We start from the raw sequence: 17,868 nt of genomic DNA on the forward strand, positions 1-17,868 counted from the left end.
AAAGGAGGGAAAATGCACGATCTTTATAATTTTGTAACCGGCCCCCTCGCATGGGCAGCTTTCATCATCTTTATCGCAGGCGGCCTGTACCGACTGATAAACATGCTCTATCTTATTAATAAAAAAGAAAAATTCATTTATACTTACATGAGTTTCAAATACAGTCTGCGCTCTATTTTTCACTGGATCATACCTTTTGCCACCGTTAACTGGAAAAGGCACCCTGTGTTAACTATTGTGACCTTTGCTTTTCACCTGTGTCTTGTCATAACACCTGTTTTTCTTTTATCACACGCAATTCTTTGGGATGAATCCTGGAATATCCGCTTATGGACCCTTTCCGATGACGTGGCGGATATAATGACCCTTATCGTGGTCGGATCCTGCGTTTTTTTTCTCGTCCGCAGGCTGGTGTCCCCGGAGATTCAGTTCGTAACCACGGTGTCAGACTACGCAATACTGGCTGTTGTGGCCGCACCGTTTATCACGGGGTTTATCGCTTATCATCAGTGGTTTAATTACCCGCTATTCATGATTCTCCATATTGTATCCGGAGAAATCATGCTGATTGCAATTCCCTTTACCCGCTTGAGCCATATGTTGTTCTCACCTTTCACCAGGGCATATATGGGATCTGAATTCGGCAGTGTTAGAGGGGCAAAGGACTGGTAAGTCTAAGCAGTGATATGGATCACTCATTTTTTAATTGAAATTGGCTCATTGGGGAGATTATTAACATGGCAGAACCCGCAAAAATTGCAGAAAAAACGATCTCTGATATTGGGTTAGACGTAGGTAAGGCAAAACTTACCGATGACCGAATAGAAAAAGTGATAAACAGCGTAATCAAAAATGAAACCGGTGCACGCTTGAAGACTTATGTTGAAACATGCATCCATTGTGGTCTTTGCAGCGAAGCGTGTCATTATTATCTTTCCCATGATAACGATCCTTCTTTTTCACCGGTGGGGAAAGTAAAGCAAACCATGTGGGAAATGTTGCGGAAAAAGGGGAAAGTCAGCCCCGATTTTATCAAACGGGCCGCTGTGATTGCTCACACCGAATGTAATCTATGCAAGCGTTGCGCGCAGTATTGTCCATTCGGGATAGACATTGCTTACATAATGACGGTGGTCAGGCGGATTGTTCACCGACTGGGCTGCACCCCTCAGTATATTCAGGATACCGCCCACAGTCATTCAGTGACCCTGAATCAGATGTGGGTCAAGGGTGATGAATGGCCGGATACATTGCAGTGGCAGGAAGAGGAAGCCCAGGCCGAAATTCCGACCTTAAGGATCCCTCTGGAAAAAGAGGGGGCAGACATCATGTACTCCGTAATCGCTCCTGAACCGAAATTTCAAGCGCAACTGATTTACCAGGCTGCTGTCATCCTGGATGTTGCAGGTGTGAACTGGACCATGCCTGCTACAATGGGTTGGGACAACAGCGATATGGCCATGTTTACCGGTGATAATGAAATTATGGGACGAATTAAACGGGCTCACTATGAAACAGCGGCCAGGCTTAAGGTAAAGAGAATTGTTATGGGAGAGTGCGGTCACGCTTTTCGTTCGGTTTACGATATGGGGAATCGCTGGCTCGGATGGCAGATGCCCCCCATACCCATCGTCCATGCGATCGATTTCTACTATGAAATAATAAAAGAAGGTAAAATAAAGATTAAGAAAAAATATGAAACCCCTGTGACCCTCCACGATCCATGCAATGTGGTCAGGGGGGGAGGGCTTCATGAAAAGGCCCGTTATGTGGTAAACGCAATTTGTGAGAATTTGATTGAAATGCATCCCAACCGTGAACACAACTACTGCTGCTGTGCCGGTGGTGGGGTGATCAACTGTGGGCCTCCATATAAAATGACACGAATTGACGGCAACCGGGTAAAAGCAGAGCAGTTGTTTGCGGCAAAAGCAAAAGGAGCCCAGACCCTTATTGCACCCTGCCACAACTGCCACAGTGGTCTTGAAGATATTAATCATCATTACGGCGTCGGGCAGGAGATAAAGTTCATAGGTGATATCCTCTATGAAGTCATGGAGAAACCGGAAGTGGAAGAAGGAGAAAAAGAATGAAAAAAGCGGCCGTATTTATTTTCGCCATAACAGTGGGTACCGCATTTTTGTTTGTATCGGCATATTCTCAGGAAGAAATGACTTTCGTTGACAATAGTGTTTTTCCAAAACCGGAGAGAACCTCTTCTGTTTTTCGCCATGATGAGCATAATGAAAAAGCCGGAATTGAAGAATGCAACCAATGTCACCATGTATATGAGGACGGAAAGCTAATGCAAGACGAGTCTTCCGAGGACCGGCGGTGTTCAGACTGTCATGAATTGAAATCAACCGGCAGCGCACCGGATTTGATGAAAGCCTATCATATGAACTGTAAGGGATGCCATCTAAAACAAAAAAAAGGCCCGATCATGTGCGGTGAATGCCACCAAAAATGATTGCCGGAAATGATTCGATGAAGATATCTGCCTGTTGCTTCAATCCTACATCAACAACAAAGAGAGGTTTACCATGGCAAAAAAGATTTTAATAATCGACGATGATCCTGTGGTTGTTAAATATCTCCAAGCTGTTTTCAGCGATAACGGATACGAAACATGCAGTGCCGGCAGCACTTCGGAAGGCCTGGAAGTTGTCAGACAGGAAAAGCCGGACCTGATCACACTCGACATTCAGATGCCGGACCAGTGGGGACCGAGGTTTTACCGAAAATTAATTCAAGACAAAGAATTAAAGAAGATACCGGTCATTGTTATCAGTGGAATCGATGGTGACCATGCGATAAAAAATGCCGTGGCCTTTGTTAAAAAACCCTTTGATCCGGAAAAAGTGGTGGGGATAGTTAAAAACACAATCGGCTAACCCGGTCCTGTCAAACCGGCTTCCAGTATTTTACAAGCCGAAAATTTCCTCTGAATTCAATAAACGACTTTGCATGAACCTTATGCGGCAGAGCAAAGCGTTGTTCATAGACTTAAACCACCTGTTCTACTGGGGATGGGTGATTGTCGCCAGCCACACGATTACCCTCCGAATGGAATACTAAGATATGGAAAAAAAAATATTGCTTGTAGATGATGAAGAAGGCATCAGAAAGGTTCTTGGTATCACCCTATCCGATTCCGGATATCGGGTATTTCTGGCAGAAAATGGCCAGGAAGCTTTCCGTATTTTCAAAACCGAATCTCCCCCCATTGTCATGACCGATATAAAAATGCCGGGAATGGACGGTATAGAACTGCTTAAGAATATCAAACGGCTAAACCCAGACACTGAAGTCATCATGATTACCGGTCACGGAGATATGGATCTTGCGATCACCAGTCTGAAGCATAAGGCAACCGATTTTATCACTAAACCGATCAATGATGATATTATGGAAATTGCCCTTAAAAAAGCCCATGATAATATCATTGTCAGAAAGCAATTAAGAGAGTACACGCAAAACCTCGAAGCTCTCCTACATGAAAAGTCGGCTTTGCAGGACCGCCTGTCATCTTTGGGTCTCAGAATAAGTTCCATTTCCCACGGCATAAAAGGCATGTTGACCGGCCTGGATGGGGGGATGTATCTTCTGGACTCGGGTATTGCAAAAAACGATCAGGACCAGCTCAAAGAGGGCTGGGGGATTGTAAAGCAGATGGTTGATCGTATAAGGAAGATGGTTCTGGACATTCTTTTTTATGCCAAAGAACGGGAGCTGAAGACTGAAAAGGTTGATGTATTAAGCTTTACCAGGGATGTGGCTTCGATGGTTGAACCAAAAATAAAAGAAAAACAGATTGAATTTGTACAAAATTTTGAAAAATCACTCGGTGAGTTTGAGATAGACCCGGGTTTTGTTAGGTCAGCCATTATAAATATCCTGGAAAACGCTATAGATGCCTGCATAAAACAGTCATCAAAAAATTATCATAAAATTGTTTTTGAAGTAAAACAGGATAAAAATGATATCAGGTTTGATGTGCATGATACCGGAATTGGTATGGACAGTGACACCAAGAAAAAGGTGTTTGATCTTTTTTTCTCATCCAAGGGAAGTCAGGGAACGGGGTTGGGTCTTTTTATCGCAAGCAAGGTCATCGGTCAGCATGGAGGATCAATAGAAGTGGCTTCCACACCCGGCCACGGATCACATTTTTGCATTAGACTGCCGAAAAAATTGCCGGAATTTATAAAAACAGCGTCTTCAAAGCAAGCTAAATGAGGAGTCGGAGAGTTATTCAATCTCTGTTCTGTCCGCCTGGGGAATAGGCTAATCGCCCGTTGCAATCCTTAACATTATTATTGGGGGACCGACCTACGGCAGCTATCTCGCTTCGATTATACTGTTTCTCATAAATATATTCCGTTTTAAACGATGAAAAACTCGTATATAAGAAATCGTAAAGAAAGAACTCACGGTCTCTATTATAATTAATTTCAGTATGACAACGACTACCATAAATTAACCATATTGCACTTAAGTTCTTTCTTAACGACTTCTATAGTGGTTGTCAAAAAAACGTTCCGTTATCGAAACGTTTTTTTCTACAACCACTTATACCGCAATTCCATATTTCGGAACATATTTATGGCAAGCGGTATAATACACTCAGACAGTTTCCTCATTTAAAACGGAACATATTTATGAGAATTACTATAGATTTCAACCAGCCCCAGTAGACAGATCCCCACGGCGGCAATGATCGTCTCTGCCTGTATGAGTTTTATGCAATGGATAGGGGGCGGCTGCGGGGCATTGTAATCATTTGTTAAGGATTGCAACGGGCGATTAGCCTATTCCCCAGGCGGACAGATGAAAATCAGTAAAGCACTGACAGCTCACCAACAAGGCCTTTGGGGAGAAACCCCCCAACCCAATAGATAAGTAGTACCTGGTCACATTTCTTTAAGTTTTTTCCGAAAGTCTTTGGTAATGGCCAGGTTCAGATCAAGTCGCAGATCCTTTTCCGATAGACCAATGGCAAGCCCCAGCAATTGTGGAAGATAAAGAATTGTTATGGACAGAGTTTCCTGATACTTCTTGGAAATCTTCTGTTGATAAGCCTCTAGGTTCATTTGACACATGGGGCAAACCGTAACAATGACATCCGCCCCCACGGCACCATGTAAAATGGCATGAACGAGCTCCAGTCCGACCTCCATCTTGGTGTTCATGTGAGAGGCGCCGCAGCATTTTCCCCCCATCTCCCATGGATAAACCTTAGCACCTATTGCCTCAATGAGTGGTTCCATAGACTTGGGTTTTTCAGGATCATCAAAAACAGCATACGGTCGGAGACACTGGCATCCATAGTACGGTGCGATTTTAAGATCGGTCAAAGGCTTCTTTACCCGGTTCTTTATTTTACCCGGTCCTATATCTTGAGAAACAACGTCAAGAAGATGCCGGACGCGCAGTTTGCCCTGCAGACTGATTTTTTCCTCCTCCAGCACATCATTTAACTTTTGAAGAAGATCCGCATCCTTTTTGATTTTTTGTTCCACTTTTTTCAGGTTCAGGTAACAGGCACTGCATGGAACCATAATATCATTCGATCCGTCCATCTTTTCTGCCAGGGCTAAATTACGGGCCGGAAGTGCCAAAGATAAAAGATGACTGGTAGCCTCGGCTGCACTGGCTCCACAGCATGTCCAGTCGTCTATTTCCACAAGTTCTGCATCCACCGCATGCATGAAGGCTTGAGTAGAAATGTTATATTCAAGGGCCGTTCCCTCCAGAGAACAACCCGGATAGTATTGGTATTTCATGGCCTGTCCTCCAGTTCCTCTACCTTTCGAAATAATGGCTCTAACCGGCGTTTTCCTTTTGATGGAATCTCCACGGAAACTTTACCCTTACTCATCAGCTTCATCCCCAGTAGGGAAAAATTTAAAGGTAGAAAAGGATCCTTCATGGAAAAAAAATAAAGAGTCATGAACTCCATTTCCCTAACTCTGCCGTGACGGCGAACACTTTCCATAAAGCTTTTATAAAAGCGAACACTCTTCTTATAAAGCTTCAGGTTCTCCTTTGCAGCTATCTGCTTGAGTGCATCCATCGCTTCGGTTAGAAGAAGTCCTCGGGGGCATCGAAGCGTACAGTAATAACAGTCGGAACAAAGGGCAAAGGTTTTGCTTTGGAATATGGCATCTTTTTGCCCCATCATTACCATGCGCCAGAGCTTACGGGGTGTGGAATCCATGGCAAAGGCGTTCGGGCACGAGCCTGTGCAGGTTCCGCACTGTATGCATGACTGGACCATTTCTCTGACCGGAGCCAATGGATCGGAAACAACGGCAAAATCATTTTCTTGTGGTGCAGGTTGATTCATTAAAATTCCCTCTCTTAGTATAATGTCTCCACCAGGGCTGCGTCTATGACATCCAACATCCGATGGATGGGAAATCCTTCGAGAATTGAAGCGCTGCTGGGGCAGACCGCTGCACACGAACCGCAGCCCTGACACATCACCGGATTAACCAGCACCTGTTCAAGGTCCTTATCGATTGTTCGCGCACCATATGGACAGGCGTCAATACACAATTCGCACAGACTGCAGATACTATGACGTACTTTTGCCACCACTTTTCCTGCAGGCAGGTTCTTCTTTGAAAGAATTCTTAAAGCACGCTGTGCCGCGGCTTCAGCCGTTGCGATGGATTCAGCAATAGACCGCGGTGAATGCGCCAGACCACAGGCAAAAATGCCTTCTTTAAGCGAATCTACCGGTCTCCATTTTGATTCCGCTTCCTGGAAAAAACCGTCCTGATCGACGTTCGCCCCAAAGGACTGTACCAATTCGTCTGGTAGACTGGGAACAACACCGGTGGCCAGTACTGCAAGATCTGCGTTGATTTCGATATTTCGCCCCAGAATCGGGTCGAACGCACTTATCATAAGCGGCTTATCCGATCCGTCGACCACATTCATTTCAGGTTTTTTATCGATATTGTACTGGATAAAAATAATACCCGCTTTTCGTGCCTGGGTGTAATAGGTTTCGGTAAATCCGTAAGTCATCATATCCCGGTAAAAAATGTAAATAGCGATGTCGGGATTTTGCTCCTTTAATTTCAGGGCATTTTTTAATGCGGTTGCGCAGCATACACGGCTGCAATAGTTCCGCGGCTCCTGTCTTGAATCGACACACTGGATCATAACCACAGACTCGAGTTGGCCAGGATCGATCTTGTTTTCACTTAGCTTCATCTCCAGTTCCATTTGAGTCACTATGGCCTCGCTGGAACCATAGCCATAAGAGGTCGTACCGGCTTCCCTCCCTCCGGTGGCAAGGATGGTGATGCCATGTTCAAGCGTATTTACAGCTCCATCTTCATCTTCCATGGTGGTATAAAATCGACCCACCTGGCCATATGCGCCCGTCAACCGGATACCGGTATGCACCTGTATCATAGGATGCTTTTCCACCTTCAAAAGTGTTTCATTCAGAAGGGCCTGGGTTGAATGGCCGTCGAGTGTCTGTTTGAGCCAGTTGAGATTGCCGCCAAGCACTTCGCCTTGCTCCAGAATATCCACTTCAAATCCATGATCTGCCACAGCTAAAGCGGCTGTCATGCCAGCAATTCCCCCTCCTACCACCAGTGCCCGCTGGGAAACAGGAACTGTAGCTAAGGGAGACGGATCAAGATGTTTCACTCCTGCAATTCCCATTTCAATAGCTGAAAGGCAAAAGCCAAAAGGATCAAAGCCGCCCTGGTCCTCATTCTCTGAAATTTCATTTTTCAGCAATGTGTGTATGTCCACCACATCGATAAGGGAAGGATTAAGACCGACCTTATGGCCCAGTTCCCTGATTTTTCGTGCGTATACATAGGGAAGACAAGCCGCGATCAGAATCCTGTTGGGTTCATGTTTTTTCACCTGCTCAACAAGAGATTCCCATCCATCGGCAGTGCAGGTTTGCTCAACAAAGACCACCTGGTCTACTTCAGGGTCCGTCATGAGACGTGTGCTAAGCTGGTCAGTATCTATGCTTTTTAACAGCACATCACCACAGGTACAGACCGCCACCATGACCTTTGGTATGTCCATTGAAACATCAGTAAAGACCGTATCTGGTGGGGAATCAGACGAAAGGCTGCCACCTGCGGCATGGATGACGCGGGATGCAGCCAACGACGCTGAAGAAGCCTGTATGACCGATTCGCTTATGTCCTTAAGTCCGGAAAAACTACCGCCAATCACGATACCTTCCTTAACCGTTCTTGAGTATGAAAATGGTTCTACTTGGCAAAATCCCCATTCATTGAGATCAATCCCCAACGTTTCTGACAACTCTGCCGTACCGGAGGAAGGTCTTTGGCCAACGGCGAGTACTGCCATGTCAAATTTTTCATCATGGACTTTGCCGCCCATATCCATATATCGAAGTATTAAATCACCACTGGGTTTGTCCTGCGTATTGTCCGCTATCACCGAGTGGACACGCCCCCGTTTAAAACATACACCGTGATCAGTCTCCGCCCTGTCGCGATATCGTTGGAAAGATTTACCAAAGGTTCGCATGTCCATATAGAAAATGGTAGCTTCAAGCTTGTGGTTTGTCTTTTCTTTGGCAACCAGAGCTTCCTTGATGGCGTACATGCAACATATATTGGAGCAAAAATCTGCATCGGTCTGCATGTCTCGTGATCCCACACACTGAATCCATGCCACCTTTTTAATCGGTTTACCGTCACCTGGACGAACCAGTTTTCCCTGATACGGCCCGGTTCCGCTCATGATTCTTTCGAACTCCAGACTTGTCACCACATTGGGATACATCCCGTATCCGAAGGTGTCCTTTCCGGTGGCAGGATCAAAATAGTCGGTTCCTCCGCAAAGGACGATGGCTCCGACCTGAAGTTCACGTCCACGGGTGGCCTCTAATTTTTCATATATACCCAGTATTTTGGGGATAAGAGTATCCGGCTCAAACGGCTTAATCAGGTAATCAAGAGCGCCGATTTTCATTGCTTCAACGGCGGTCTCAACAGTCGCATATGCCGTCATCATCACCACGTTCAGATCGGGGAAAGACTCTTTGGCCTTCTTAAGAACTTCAACGCCATCCATTCCCGGCATTTTTATATCCAGCAGCATGATATTATAGGTCGATTTTTCCAGCTGCTCAAGGGCTTCCGGTCCTGATCCTGCCGTGTCCACCGTGAAACCTTCCTCATCATCAAGCCAGGCTTTAAGCGAGTCGCGAAGAATTAACTCATCGTCAACCACCAGAATGCGAAATTTTTTACGTTCCTGCTGGGATAAACGTATGGCCTGTGTGGGACAAACCTCTTCACAGGCTCCACAACGGGTACAGGCAGTTACATCAATCACGTAAGAATTTGGGATGGAGTGGGGGACAGGAAGATAGATCGCCTTTCGAGAAGCCAGACCGGTATTGAAAAGATCCGGGACTTCCACCGGGCATACCTGAACACAGGCTCCGCACCCGGTACAGAGTTCCTGATCCACCCAGGCTGGTTTTTGATCCAGCATCACCGCAAAGTTACCAGGCTCTCCTTCCACGGATGCAATTTGGGTGGAAAGCAGAATTTCTATGTTTCGATGGAAAAGCCCTTTACGAAGGCAATACTGGGAAGATGCATCCCTGTCCACCAGGGGAAGCATTTTACACATACCGCATCGATCGGTGGGGAACTGATAATCGAGTTGGCTTAAGATTCCACCCAGGTGCGGTGCACGGTCTATGAGAGTGACACCATAACCGGTTTCAGCCAGATCGAGGGCAGCCCGAATACCGCTGATTCCTGCCCCAACCACCAATGCCTTGCCGATCTTTTTGTTCATAATGACCTCCAAATATATTCAGCGACTCATCTGTTTGTTATGATATTCCCACCACATCGGCAAGCTCATTTTCCATAAACACAGACAGGGGTGGATCTTCCTCGATACTTCTTCCCGCCTCATACTCAAATGCTTTTTGGGTTTGCTGAGATATCGTACGGAACAGCTCCATGACCGGAATGTCGTTGGGACAAGCATTGGAGCATTGCCCGCATCCAATACAGGCGGTACTCATATGAGCCAGACGTGTAATGTGATAAAAAACAGTATCTGTGGGCATCTTTATCGCCCCTTTTCTCTTGGCCCACTTCAGATACTGGGATGGCTCATGGTTAAAGACATCCGTAACAAACACACACTCCTTGCAGTAACAAACCGGACAGGCCACCCTGCAGTTGTAGCAGTTAATACAATTGGCAAGATATTGGGTCAGCTTTTCCAGGGTGTTGGTTGCCGAGGTGGTTTCCGCAAACATTTTATCGCGATAGTCCATGTGCTGGGTGATAAGTGATTCAACGGCATCTCTTCGAGCCTGGGGTTCTTCCATTCTGGAAAGATCCAGTCTGTTTAATATTTCTTCTCCCCTGGAATTTTTGGCCTGAACCAGAAGCTGATTATTTGTATCCAGACCAAAAAGCCCGATAATAATATCAGCGCTTTCGGGAACAGGGTGTTCACATGCTTTGCAGGCTGTTGCAATGTCAACGCCATCAATGGCTGGTTCTCCTCCGGAGAGTACATTTTGGTAAAACTTTTTAGTCGATTCGGTACCGTCCTCTCCGACAAATTTAAAATAATCTCTGTTTTTATAAGCGCCAAGGCAATCGATTCCTATGATTACCAGTTCATCCAGGTAACCCTGCTTGAGTTTCACCAGTTCGATGAACGCGCGTATCTCGCATGAACGCAACACCACCGCTACCTTTCCTCCTGCCGGTTTGCGTGTGAGTTTGGAAACAAGCTTGGCTGTATTTGCAGGGAACATCGGTGCTAAGGGGTCAACACCGTCCAGACGTTCAGGGTCTGTGATAAGGGTGGGCATGACAACATTCTTCATGGGAAGGTGTTGTGGGACCAGAATTGCGCTGACATCTTCCAGTTGGAGGATGGATCGGAAAAAATCCTTAAGTGATGTTAAAAGATTCTGGTCTGTTACGTTAAGTTTTGCACTGATCGCCATAGTGTCCTCCAAAATTAGCTGTTAAGCTGGTTGGCAGATAATCCAGCTTACTAAATAACCATCTTTAACTTGGCATCGTTTGGGCCGAGGGTTTTGATCTGAGTAACCAGATCCCGCATTGTTTCAGCGAATTGGATTCCATCGCTTGCTCCAATCCAGGTTAATCTCAGCCGTTTATCGTCAAAACCGAATTGAGGAAGGATCTCCTTTAAAAGCTTGATCCTTCTTCGAGCCTTATAATTTCCATTGATATAATGACAGTCACCGGGGTGGCATCCGCTGACAAGGACGCCATCAGCTCCTTCTAAAAATGCCTTGATCACATATTGGGGGTCGACCATTCCGGTACACATCACCCGAATCAGTCTGACATTTTTTGGATAGCTCAATCTGGAAGTTCCGGCCAGATCGGCGGCAGTGTATGTACACCAGTTACAAACAAAAGCGATGATGGTTGGTTCAAAATCTTCCATGATCTCCTCCAAGACTATTAAAATTCGGGTAAGCTTTCACAGGCACCGCATCTGAACGTGCTCAGGGCAACCAGCATAGCAGACTATAGCTGGTCGCCCTGAGCACGCACATCTGCAGCACCGGTGAAGGCTTACAGAACTGAAATTATGCGACCTTTTTTTCCGAATGGGCATATTCGGTAACATTTTAGCCGCATTCAGACTATTGGCCTACCGCATGCAGGGCATCCATGATACCATCCAGTTCTGCAAAAATTTGCTTTTCTTTAAAATGTCTGACCTGCGCAGCGCCACTTGGGCAAAATCCACTGCAACTTCCGCAACCTTTGCAGATAGCCTCATTTACCACCGACACCCCTCTACGCTCATCAAACTCAATGGCAGTATAAGGGCAAAGGTTGATACATGTTTGGCAACCGGCGCAAACATCCGGATCTATCCAGGAAATGGTTGAAGGGACCTGGACATATCCCTTTGTCGCTAAAGCAAGAGCTTTTGCGGCCGCCCCTGATGCCTGGGCGACTGCATCAGGTATATCTTTAGGGGACTGGCAGGCTCCGGCGAGAAATACTCCGTCCGTAGCCGTATTGAGTGGCCCCAGTTTTGGATGCTCTTCCAGAAAAAAACCGTCTGCGCCAATATTGACTCCAAAAACCCTTCCCACATCGATGGCATCTTTTCTAGCCTCCATGGCCACACACAGGATAACCATATCCACCGGAACGCGTAAACGGCTGGCCAGCAGCGTATCTTCAGCAATGGCGATAAGTTTGCCCTCTTCTTCAGGCGTTGTGGCCTGATCGGAAATTTCAGCCACTTTGCCTCTTATGAAATTAGTGCCTTCCTTCTGGCACCTTTCGTAAAATTCTTCGTACCCTTTACCGAAGCAACGCATATCAATGTAAAAATCATAAACTTTTGTATCGTGCCCAACCTTTTCTTTTATCAGGTGAGTATATTTTAGGGCGTACATACAGCAGACCCTCGAACAATAATCATGATAATTCACATCTCGGCTTCCGATACAATGAAGCAGCGCAACACTTTTTGGGGCTTTAGTCAATTCCCCGTTTTCATCTCTAATCAGAATCTGTCCGCCGGTGGGGCCGGTGGCATTGCTCAAACGTTCGAACTCAAGGCTGGTAAAAACATTCGGATATGTGCCGTAGCCGAACTGTTTCATTGGTGTAGGATCCATTACATCATATCCTGTCGCCAGGATGATGCTGCCCACCTGAACCTCTATTTCTTCTTCCTTCATGGTGTGGTCTATGGCCTGTGCCTCGCAGACTTTGACACATTCCATACACTCACAGCATATACCGCAGTTCAAACAGCGCAAAGCTTCCATCCGGGCTTCTTCTTCAGAAAATCCGAGGTCCACCTCCTCAAAGGAATGGATCCTTTCCTGCGGGTCTTTAAACTGTGACCGGACCCTTACACCTGTTGAAATGTCTTTTCCAATTTCCTTCCAGTCCTGGCCCGGAGGATTCTCCGCCTCCATTTGTTCCGCATACAGTTGAAGATCTTCGCCTTCGATGAACTGGCAAATAGCCTCAACAGCTTTATGTCCTGATGCAACTGCTTCAATAACCGTTGCGGGACCGGTAACCGAATCACCACAGGCGAACACATGGGGGATTGAGGTCTGCATCGTATAAGGCTTTACCTCAATCGTGTTCCGCGAAGTCCATTTCAATTCAGGTTCCTTGTCCATCCAGGACGAATCTATTCTCTGGCCAATGGCCGGAATGATCGCATTACAGTCAATAATAAACTCAGAGCCTTCCACAGGGACTGGTCGACGTCGTCCACTGACATCAGGCTTTCCCAGTTTCGTCTTTATGCACTCAAATCCTGTGACCTTCCCGTCTTTTTCCACTATTCTGACCGGAGCGGTGAGATAGTGAAAATTTATCCCTTCCTCTACTGCACCGTGAACTTCTTCTTCATAAGCCGGCATTTCACGTTCTGAGCGTCGATAAACCAATGAAACGGCCTGTGCGCCTAGGCGTTTTGCAACACGGGCCGCATCAATGGCGACATTTCCACCACCAACGATCACCACTTTATCTCCAGGACATTTTTTATTGCCCAGATTTACATCCCGGAGAAAACTAACCGCATCAATGACGCCAATAGTCTCATCTTCACCGGAAACACGCATTTTCATGGAACCGTGAGCCCCAATTCCAAGGAAAACGGCGGAAAATCCTTGGTCCTCAAGATCCTTAAGAGTAAAGTCCGAGCCGAATCTAACATCGGTCTGGGCTTCTACACCCAAGCTGAGAATATGGTTTATCTCCTTATCCAGAATTTCCGGAGGCAGACGGTAATCAGGAATGCCCACGCGAAGCATGCCGCCCAAAATAGGCAGGGCTTCAAAAATGGCTACCTGAAAACCTTTCAACCGCAAATAATAGGCCACAGTCAAGCCTGCCGGACCTGAACCTACCACAGCCACTTTTTCAGGGCGATCCTTTATTTCAGGCACGGTCAAGTCATCCGGGTTTACCTGATCTGCAGCGAAACGCTTTAAATCTCTGATGGCAATCGCGGTGTCGACCTCCATCCTGCGGCACTGAAATTCACAGGGATGAGGGCAAACCCGACCAAGCACACCGGGAAGCGGAAGTCGTTCCATGATCAGCTGAACAGCCTCAAGATATTTACCTTGGCCGATCAGCTGAACATATCCATGCACATTGATACCGGCCGGGCAGGTAATCACACAGGGTGCCCGATCTTTTTTTTCTATACAAAATGTAATGGGAACCGCCTGGGGAAAGGATCGGTAAATAGCATTTCTATCTCCAAGCCCTTCGTCCCATGCGCTCGGTACAGTCACCGGACAGACCTTGGTACATTCACCACATCCTGTGCACACACCTTCTTTTATATATCGGGGTTTTCGACGGATCTTGACCGTGTAGTTGCCGATATAACCGGATACTTCCTGTACTTCGCTGTAAGAGAGCAGTTCAATGTTCGGGTTCTGGGCGACATCAACCATTTTAGGGGTGCCAATACAGGCCGCGCAGTCGAGAGTGGGAAAGGTCTTGTCAAACTGGAGCATATGTCCCCCGATGGTGGTTTCTTTCTCCACCAGATATACTTTATGACCTGAGTTGCCGATATCCAGCGCCGCCTGCATTCCGGATATGCCTCCACCCACCACCATGATGTCCGGCAGAACATTCACTTCACGGGTTTCAAGACTGTAGTGATGCTTCACGCGGTTGATGGCTGCGGCTGCCAGTGTCTTTGCCTTCCTTGTTGCTTCATCCTCGTCTTCCGTCACCCATGAAACCTGTTCCCGCACCGAAGCCATCTGGAAAAAATAGGCGTTCAGCCCGGCCCGCTGGCAGGCCCCCTGGAAGGTCTTTTCATGCAATCTTGGTGAACAGGAAGCGACCACAACTCTATTCAGACCATATTCTTGAATATCTTTTTCAATCATCTCCTGTCCGGGATCGGAGCACATGAACTTATAATCCCGAGAGACTACCACATCGTTAAGTTTACGGGCAAAGTCCGCCACTTCCTCCACCCGGACTTTATAGGCGATGTTTATCCCGCAGTGGCAAATGTAAAAGCCTATTTTGATAGACATTTATGCCCCCTTTTGAGTTGAAACCATTGATTTTTTAAGTTGTGTGAGTCTACGAACATAATGGAGAAGCTCCTCGGCATCCGGATAATTTTACAGAAAGGTCTGGACTCTTACCATGAATGCCTCGGCTGGATGCGTTGTATCTTCTGGTATTGAAAAAAAATTTTGATAGCTGGTAGCACCAATATATCAATAAAATTCTGTATCATATCCTAAATGAACTTACAAGGAAATTATTTTACCGTTGGAATTCGTTGGTGGCTTAAAGGGCTTTTATGCCGGCTATTTTCGGTCATCATCGCATGTATAATCATGCGGGTGGGATTCATTTTACTACCATTTCATACAGGAAGCTGTATGGTAAATATGGCTCCTTTACCTGGGGGGCTTTCCGCCGTTACGGTTCCCTTGTGATGTTCTATGATGCCATAAACGGTAGAAAGACCCAAACCGACTCCATATCCCTCATCCTTTGTGGTAAAAAAAGGTTCAAAAAGGTGAGGAATATCTTCTTTGCGGATTCCCGGTCCCGTATCGCTTACCTTTAGTATAACAAGATTTTTTTTGGAATCGTAACTTCCTTCAAGGTAAAGAGACCCGCCTTCAGCCATGGCATCAATGGCATTGAAAATCAGGTTAATGATACATTGCTGCAACTGGTTGGCATCTCCTTTAACCAGGGGGATATCCGGCTCGATACGAGGCTCGAGGCGAATATTGCTCAGTTCGAGTTTATGCTGACACAGGAGAATACTCCGCTGTAACAGATCTCCCACATTGACCTGATCGAAGGAAATCGGTGCTTTGCGGGAAAAGGTCAAAAGATTTGAAACAATCTGGGAGCACCGGCTGGTCTCGCTTTCCACAAGGTCGAGATATTTACGGAACTTTTCCCGCTGGTCTTCCGCCAAAGCGCCACGCCCTAATACTCGAACCATCAGGCGGATATAATTGAGGATCCCGGCAAGGGGATTGTTGATTTCGTGGACCACGCTTGCCGCCAGCCTTCCCAGAGACATCATTTTATCCTGATGGAGTATCCTGGCCTGATCCGCAACCTCTCGTTCCAGTCTTCGAATTTCCTGAAGATCCCTAAAAAAACATACCAGCCCGGTTTTCCGATCTCCCTCAAACAGAACGGAAGCTGAAAGCTGAACCGGAATTTTACGACCGGATGGCCGCAACAGGGTGGTTTCGTATAAAAAAAGAAAGTTTTTTCCTCCATATCCTGGGCCATTTAGCTTTTCCTTAAGCCGTTTTTCTTCTCCTGGAGGAAAGAATTGCCCCAGGTTCATTTGGCTGAGAACCTCTTTCTTGGAGTACCCGAGCATATGCTCCATGCTTCTGTTATAGGTAACTATATGGTCGTTTTCATCACATCCTATAATTCCGTCCATGGAGCTTTGGATTAGATTTTCTTGAAAGGAAAAGGTCCTGATCAGTTCCTGGGTGGTTTGTGCCCAGCCCATTTCAAGGAGGGTGGTATGATCTCTGAGCTGTTTTCTGGCAGTGAAGCGCTCCTGAGCACGGTTTAAGGCAAGAAAAAGAATTTCATCGTTTATCGGCTTTATGATAAAATCAGAAGCGTCAAGCTGGAGCGCCCGTATGGCAAGATCGATCTCTCCGAATGCGGTGGCAACGATCACTTCGATATCCGAATTGAGCTTTTTAACCGCTTCCAGAACCTGAATTCCGTCCATCTTAGGCATTCGGACATCGGTGATGACGATATGCGGCGACACCTCTTTACACAATCGCACCCCGTTTTCGCCATCGTGTGCGGTCGCAACTTCATATCCTGCGTCTTCCAGGGTTACGCGCATGACCTTGCGGATACCCTCTTCATCATCTATAAAAAGGATTTTCCAGTCAAAAGAAGGCGCCATTATATAACCCGATGAAGTTTCACTTAAAATCTAACAAATAAGCGGTGATGAAAATAAAAAAAGGGAATTTATTGCTCAATCCGGCTTCCAAAATACAATCGCTGTTTATAATTGAACATAAATATTAGATTTTTGTAAAGTTTTTTTTGGTGATGGAACAATAAAGATGTTTGATCGATCATCTGATAATACAGGTTTGAACCCATGGTTGGGCAATCGATTTAAAACTCAAAAGTTCATCATGGTCATAAGATTTTTCGTTTTCCTGAAAAAATTCGGGGTGGAGTACATCCGTATTTTGAAATTGCTGAAGGGCATACAGCATCGCTCCTTTGATGCGGCGGGAAATATTCTCAATCACGGTTTTATTTACAATCGGTTTGATACAGGTGGTTTTGAATTCATAGGGCGAATCTGCTTCCATAATGAGTTGAATGCTTGAAATAATGTTATCCGGATTACAGTTCTTTTTGATTAACGGAGAGTAATTAAAAGGATCTGTTTTGATATCCATGGCAATATAATCGACAAGCCCGTGGTCTATAAGCTGCTTTATCACCCGGGGTTTGCTTCCGTTGGTGTCTATTTTTACCGGGTAACCCATATTCTTTATTTTTTCGCAAAGTAAAACAAGATCTTTTTGCAAAGTAGGTTCGCCACCGGAAATGACCACACCGTCTAAAAATCCCTTTCGACTGTCAAGAAAGTCATACACCCCATTCTCCGTTGAAAATGGAGGATACTTTGCACAGCCGGTTGCGAGATCAGGATTATGGCAATACGGGCAGTCAAAATTACATCCTGAAGTAAACAGGACGCAGCTTATTTTTCCTGGGAAATCTATCAGCGAATTTTTCTGCAATCCACCCCATACCATTTTATCTT

13 protein-coding genes are annotated in these 17,868 nt (G+C 46.0%); 5 read left to right on the forward strand and 8 right to left on the reverse strand.

Translation table 11 applies throughout. The annotated features are described in order from the left end of the window. Positions 1-12: 12 nt before the first annotated feature. From SWH54_14545 to SWH54_14565, 5 genes are all read left to right on the forward strand, one after another. Complete coding sequence (locus SWH54_14545; protein MDY6792478.1) at positions 13-672, forward strand: nitrate reductase; 660 nt, start codon at positions 13-15, stop codon at positions 670-672. A 65-nt stretch (positions 673-737) separates the two neighbouring features. Then, positions 738-2,093: a 4Fe-4S dicluster domain-containing protein gene (locus tag SWH54_14550; protein MDY6792479.1), complete on the forward strand. Its 1,356-nt coding sequence runs from the start codon at positions 738-740 to the stop codon at positions 2,091-2,093. Further along, a complete protein-coding gene (locus tag SWH54_14555) occupies positions 2,090-2,470 on the forward strand; it encodes a cytochrome c3 family protein (protein ID MDY6792480.1) in 381 nt (126 codons plus the stop codon). The genes SWH54_14550 and SWH54_14555 overlap by 4 nt, the downstream gene beginning before the upstream one ends. Positions 2,471-2,543: 73 nt before the next feature. Then, the gene (locus tag SWH54_14560) at positions 2,544-2,894 is read left to right on the forward strand and encodes a response regulator (protein ID MDY6792481.1); all 351 of its coding nucleotides are present in this window, start codon (positions 2,544-2,546) and stop codon (positions 2,892-2,894) included. 187 nt (positions 2,895-3,081) lie between these two features. Next, entirely contained in the window at positions 3,082-4,239 is a 1,158-nt protein-coding gene (locus SWH54_14565; protein MDY6792482.1) for a hybrid sensor histidine kinase/response regulator, read from the forward strand. A 674-nt stretch (positions 4,240-4,913) separates the two neighbouring features. On the opposite strand, the gene SWH54_14570 is transcribed toward SWH54_14565, so the two are convergent. The 8 genes from SWH54_14570 to SWH54_14605 form a co-directional block, all read right to left on the reverse strand. Continuing rightward, positions 4,914-5,786 carry a CoB--CoM heterodisulfide reductase iron-sulfur subunit B family protein gene (locus SWH54_14570; GenBank protein MDY6792483.1) on the reverse strand — a complete coding sequence of 291 codons (873 nt, stop codon included), beginning with the start codon at positions 5,784-5,786 and terminating at the stop codon, positions 4,914-4,916. After that, positions 5,783-6,349 (reverse strand): 4Fe-4S dicluster domain-containing protein, encoded by a 567-nt coding sequence (locus SWH54_14575; protein MDY6792484.1) that lies wholly within the window; start codon positions 6,347-6,349, stop codon positions 5,783-5,785. Before SWH54_14575 ends, SWH54_14570 begins: the two co-directional genes overlap by 4 nt. Positions 6,350-6,363: 14 nt before the next feature. Next, positions 6,364-9,831, reverse strand: a complete 3,468-nt coding sequence (locus SWH54_14580; GenBank protein MDY6792485.1) for an FAD-dependent oxidoreductase — start codon at positions 9,829-9,831, stop codon at positions 6,364-6,366. A 37-nt stretch (positions 9,832-9,868) separates the two neighbouring features. Next, positions 9,869-11,011 (reverse strand): Coenzyme F420 hydrogenase/dehydrogenase, beta subunit C-terminal domain, encoded by a 1,143-nt coding sequence (locus SWH54_14585; protein MDY6792486.1) that lies wholly within the window; start codon positions 11,009-11,011, stop codon positions 9,869-9,871. Positions 11,012-11,061: 50 nt separating this feature from the next. Beyond that, entirely contained in the window at positions 11,062-11,484 is a 423-nt protein-coding gene (locus SWH54_14590; GenBank protein ID MDY6792487.1) for a hydrogenase iron-sulfur subunit, read from the reverse strand. A gap of 202 nt (positions 11,485-11,686) precedes the next feature. After that, entirely contained in the window at positions 11,687-15,097 is a 3,411-nt protein-coding gene (locus SWH54_14595; protein ID MDY6792488.1) for an FAD-dependent oxidoreductase, read from the reverse strand. A 341-nt stretch (positions 15,098-15,438) separates the two neighbouring features. Beyond that, positions 15,439-16,983 carry a response regulator gene (locus tag SWH54_14600; protein ID MDY6792489.1) on the reverse strand — a complete coding sequence of 515 codons (1,545 nt, stop codon included), beginning with the start codon at positions 16,981-16,983 and terminating at the stop codon, positions 15,439-15,441. A gap of 178 nt (positions 16,984-17,161) precedes the next feature. Then, complete coding sequence (locus SWH54_14605; GenBank protein ID MDY6792490.1) at positions 17,162-17,860, reverse strand: anaerobic ribonucleoside-triphosphate reductase activating protein; 699 nt, start codon at positions 17,858-17,860, stop codon at positions 17,162-17,164. Between the last annotated feature and the right edge of the window lie 8 nt (positions 17,861-17,868).

This window comes from Thermodesulfobacteriota bacterium (assembly GCA_034189135.1).
Lineage (GTDB): Bacteria > Desulfobacterota > Desulfobacteria > Desulfobacterales > JAUWMJ01 > JAUWMJ01.

Excerpts from the sequence above, each read along its gene's own strand:
- SWH54_14605 (MDY6792490.1), bottom strand. The coding sequence starts at position 17,860 with ATGGTATGGGGTGGATTGCAGAAAAATTCGCTGATAGATTTCCCAGGA.
- SWH54_14575 (MDY6792484.1), bottom strand. The coding sequence starts at position 6,349 with ATGAATCAACCTGCACCACAAGAAAATGATTTTGCCGTTGTTTCCGAT.
- SWH54_14560 (MDY6792481.1), top strand. The coding sequence starts at position 2,544 with ATGGCAAAAAAGATTTTAATAATCGACGATGATCCTGTGGTTGTTAAA.
- SWH54_14590 (MDY6792487.1), bottom strand. The coding sequence starts at position 11,484 with ATGGAAGATTTTGAACCAACCATCATCGCTTTTGTTTGTAACTGGTGT.
- SWH54_14595 (MDY6792488.1), bottom strand. The coding sequence starts at position 15,097 with ATGTCTATCAAAATAGGCTTTTACATTTGCCACTGCGGGATAAACATC.
- SWH54_14555 (MDY6792480.1), top strand. The coding sequence starts at position 2,090 with ATGAAAAAAGCGGCCGTATTTATTTTCGCCATAACAGTGGGTACCGCA.
- SWH54_14580 (MDY6792485.1), bottom strand. The coding sequence starts at position 9,831 with ATGAACAAAAAGATCGGCAAGGCATTGGTGGTTGGGGCAGGAATCAGC.
- SWH54_14545 (MDY6792478.1), top strand. The coding sequence starts at position 13 with ATGCACGATCTTTATAATTTTGTAACCGGCCCCCTCGCATGGGCAGCT.
- SWH54_14585 (MDY6792486.1), bottom strand. The coding sequence starts at position 11,011 with ATGGCGATCAGTGCAAAACTTAACGTAACAGACCAGAATCTTTTAACA.
- SWH54_14565 (MDY6792482.1), top strand. The coding sequence starts at position 3,082 with ATGGAAAAAAAAATATTGCTTGTAGATGATGAAGAAGGCATCAGAAAG.
- SWH54_14570 (MDY6792483.1), bottom strand. The coding sequence starts at position 5,786 with ATGAAATACCAATACTATCCGGGTTGTTCTCTGGAGGGAACGGCCCTT.
- SWH54_14550 (MDY6792479.1), top strand. The coding sequence starts at position 738 with ATGGCAGAACCCGCAAAAATTGCAGAAAAAACGATCTCTGATATTGGG.
- SWH54_14600 (MDY6792489.1), bottom strand. The coding sequence starts at position 16,983 with ATGGCGCCTTCTTTTGACTGGAAAATCCTTTTTATAGATGATGAAGAG.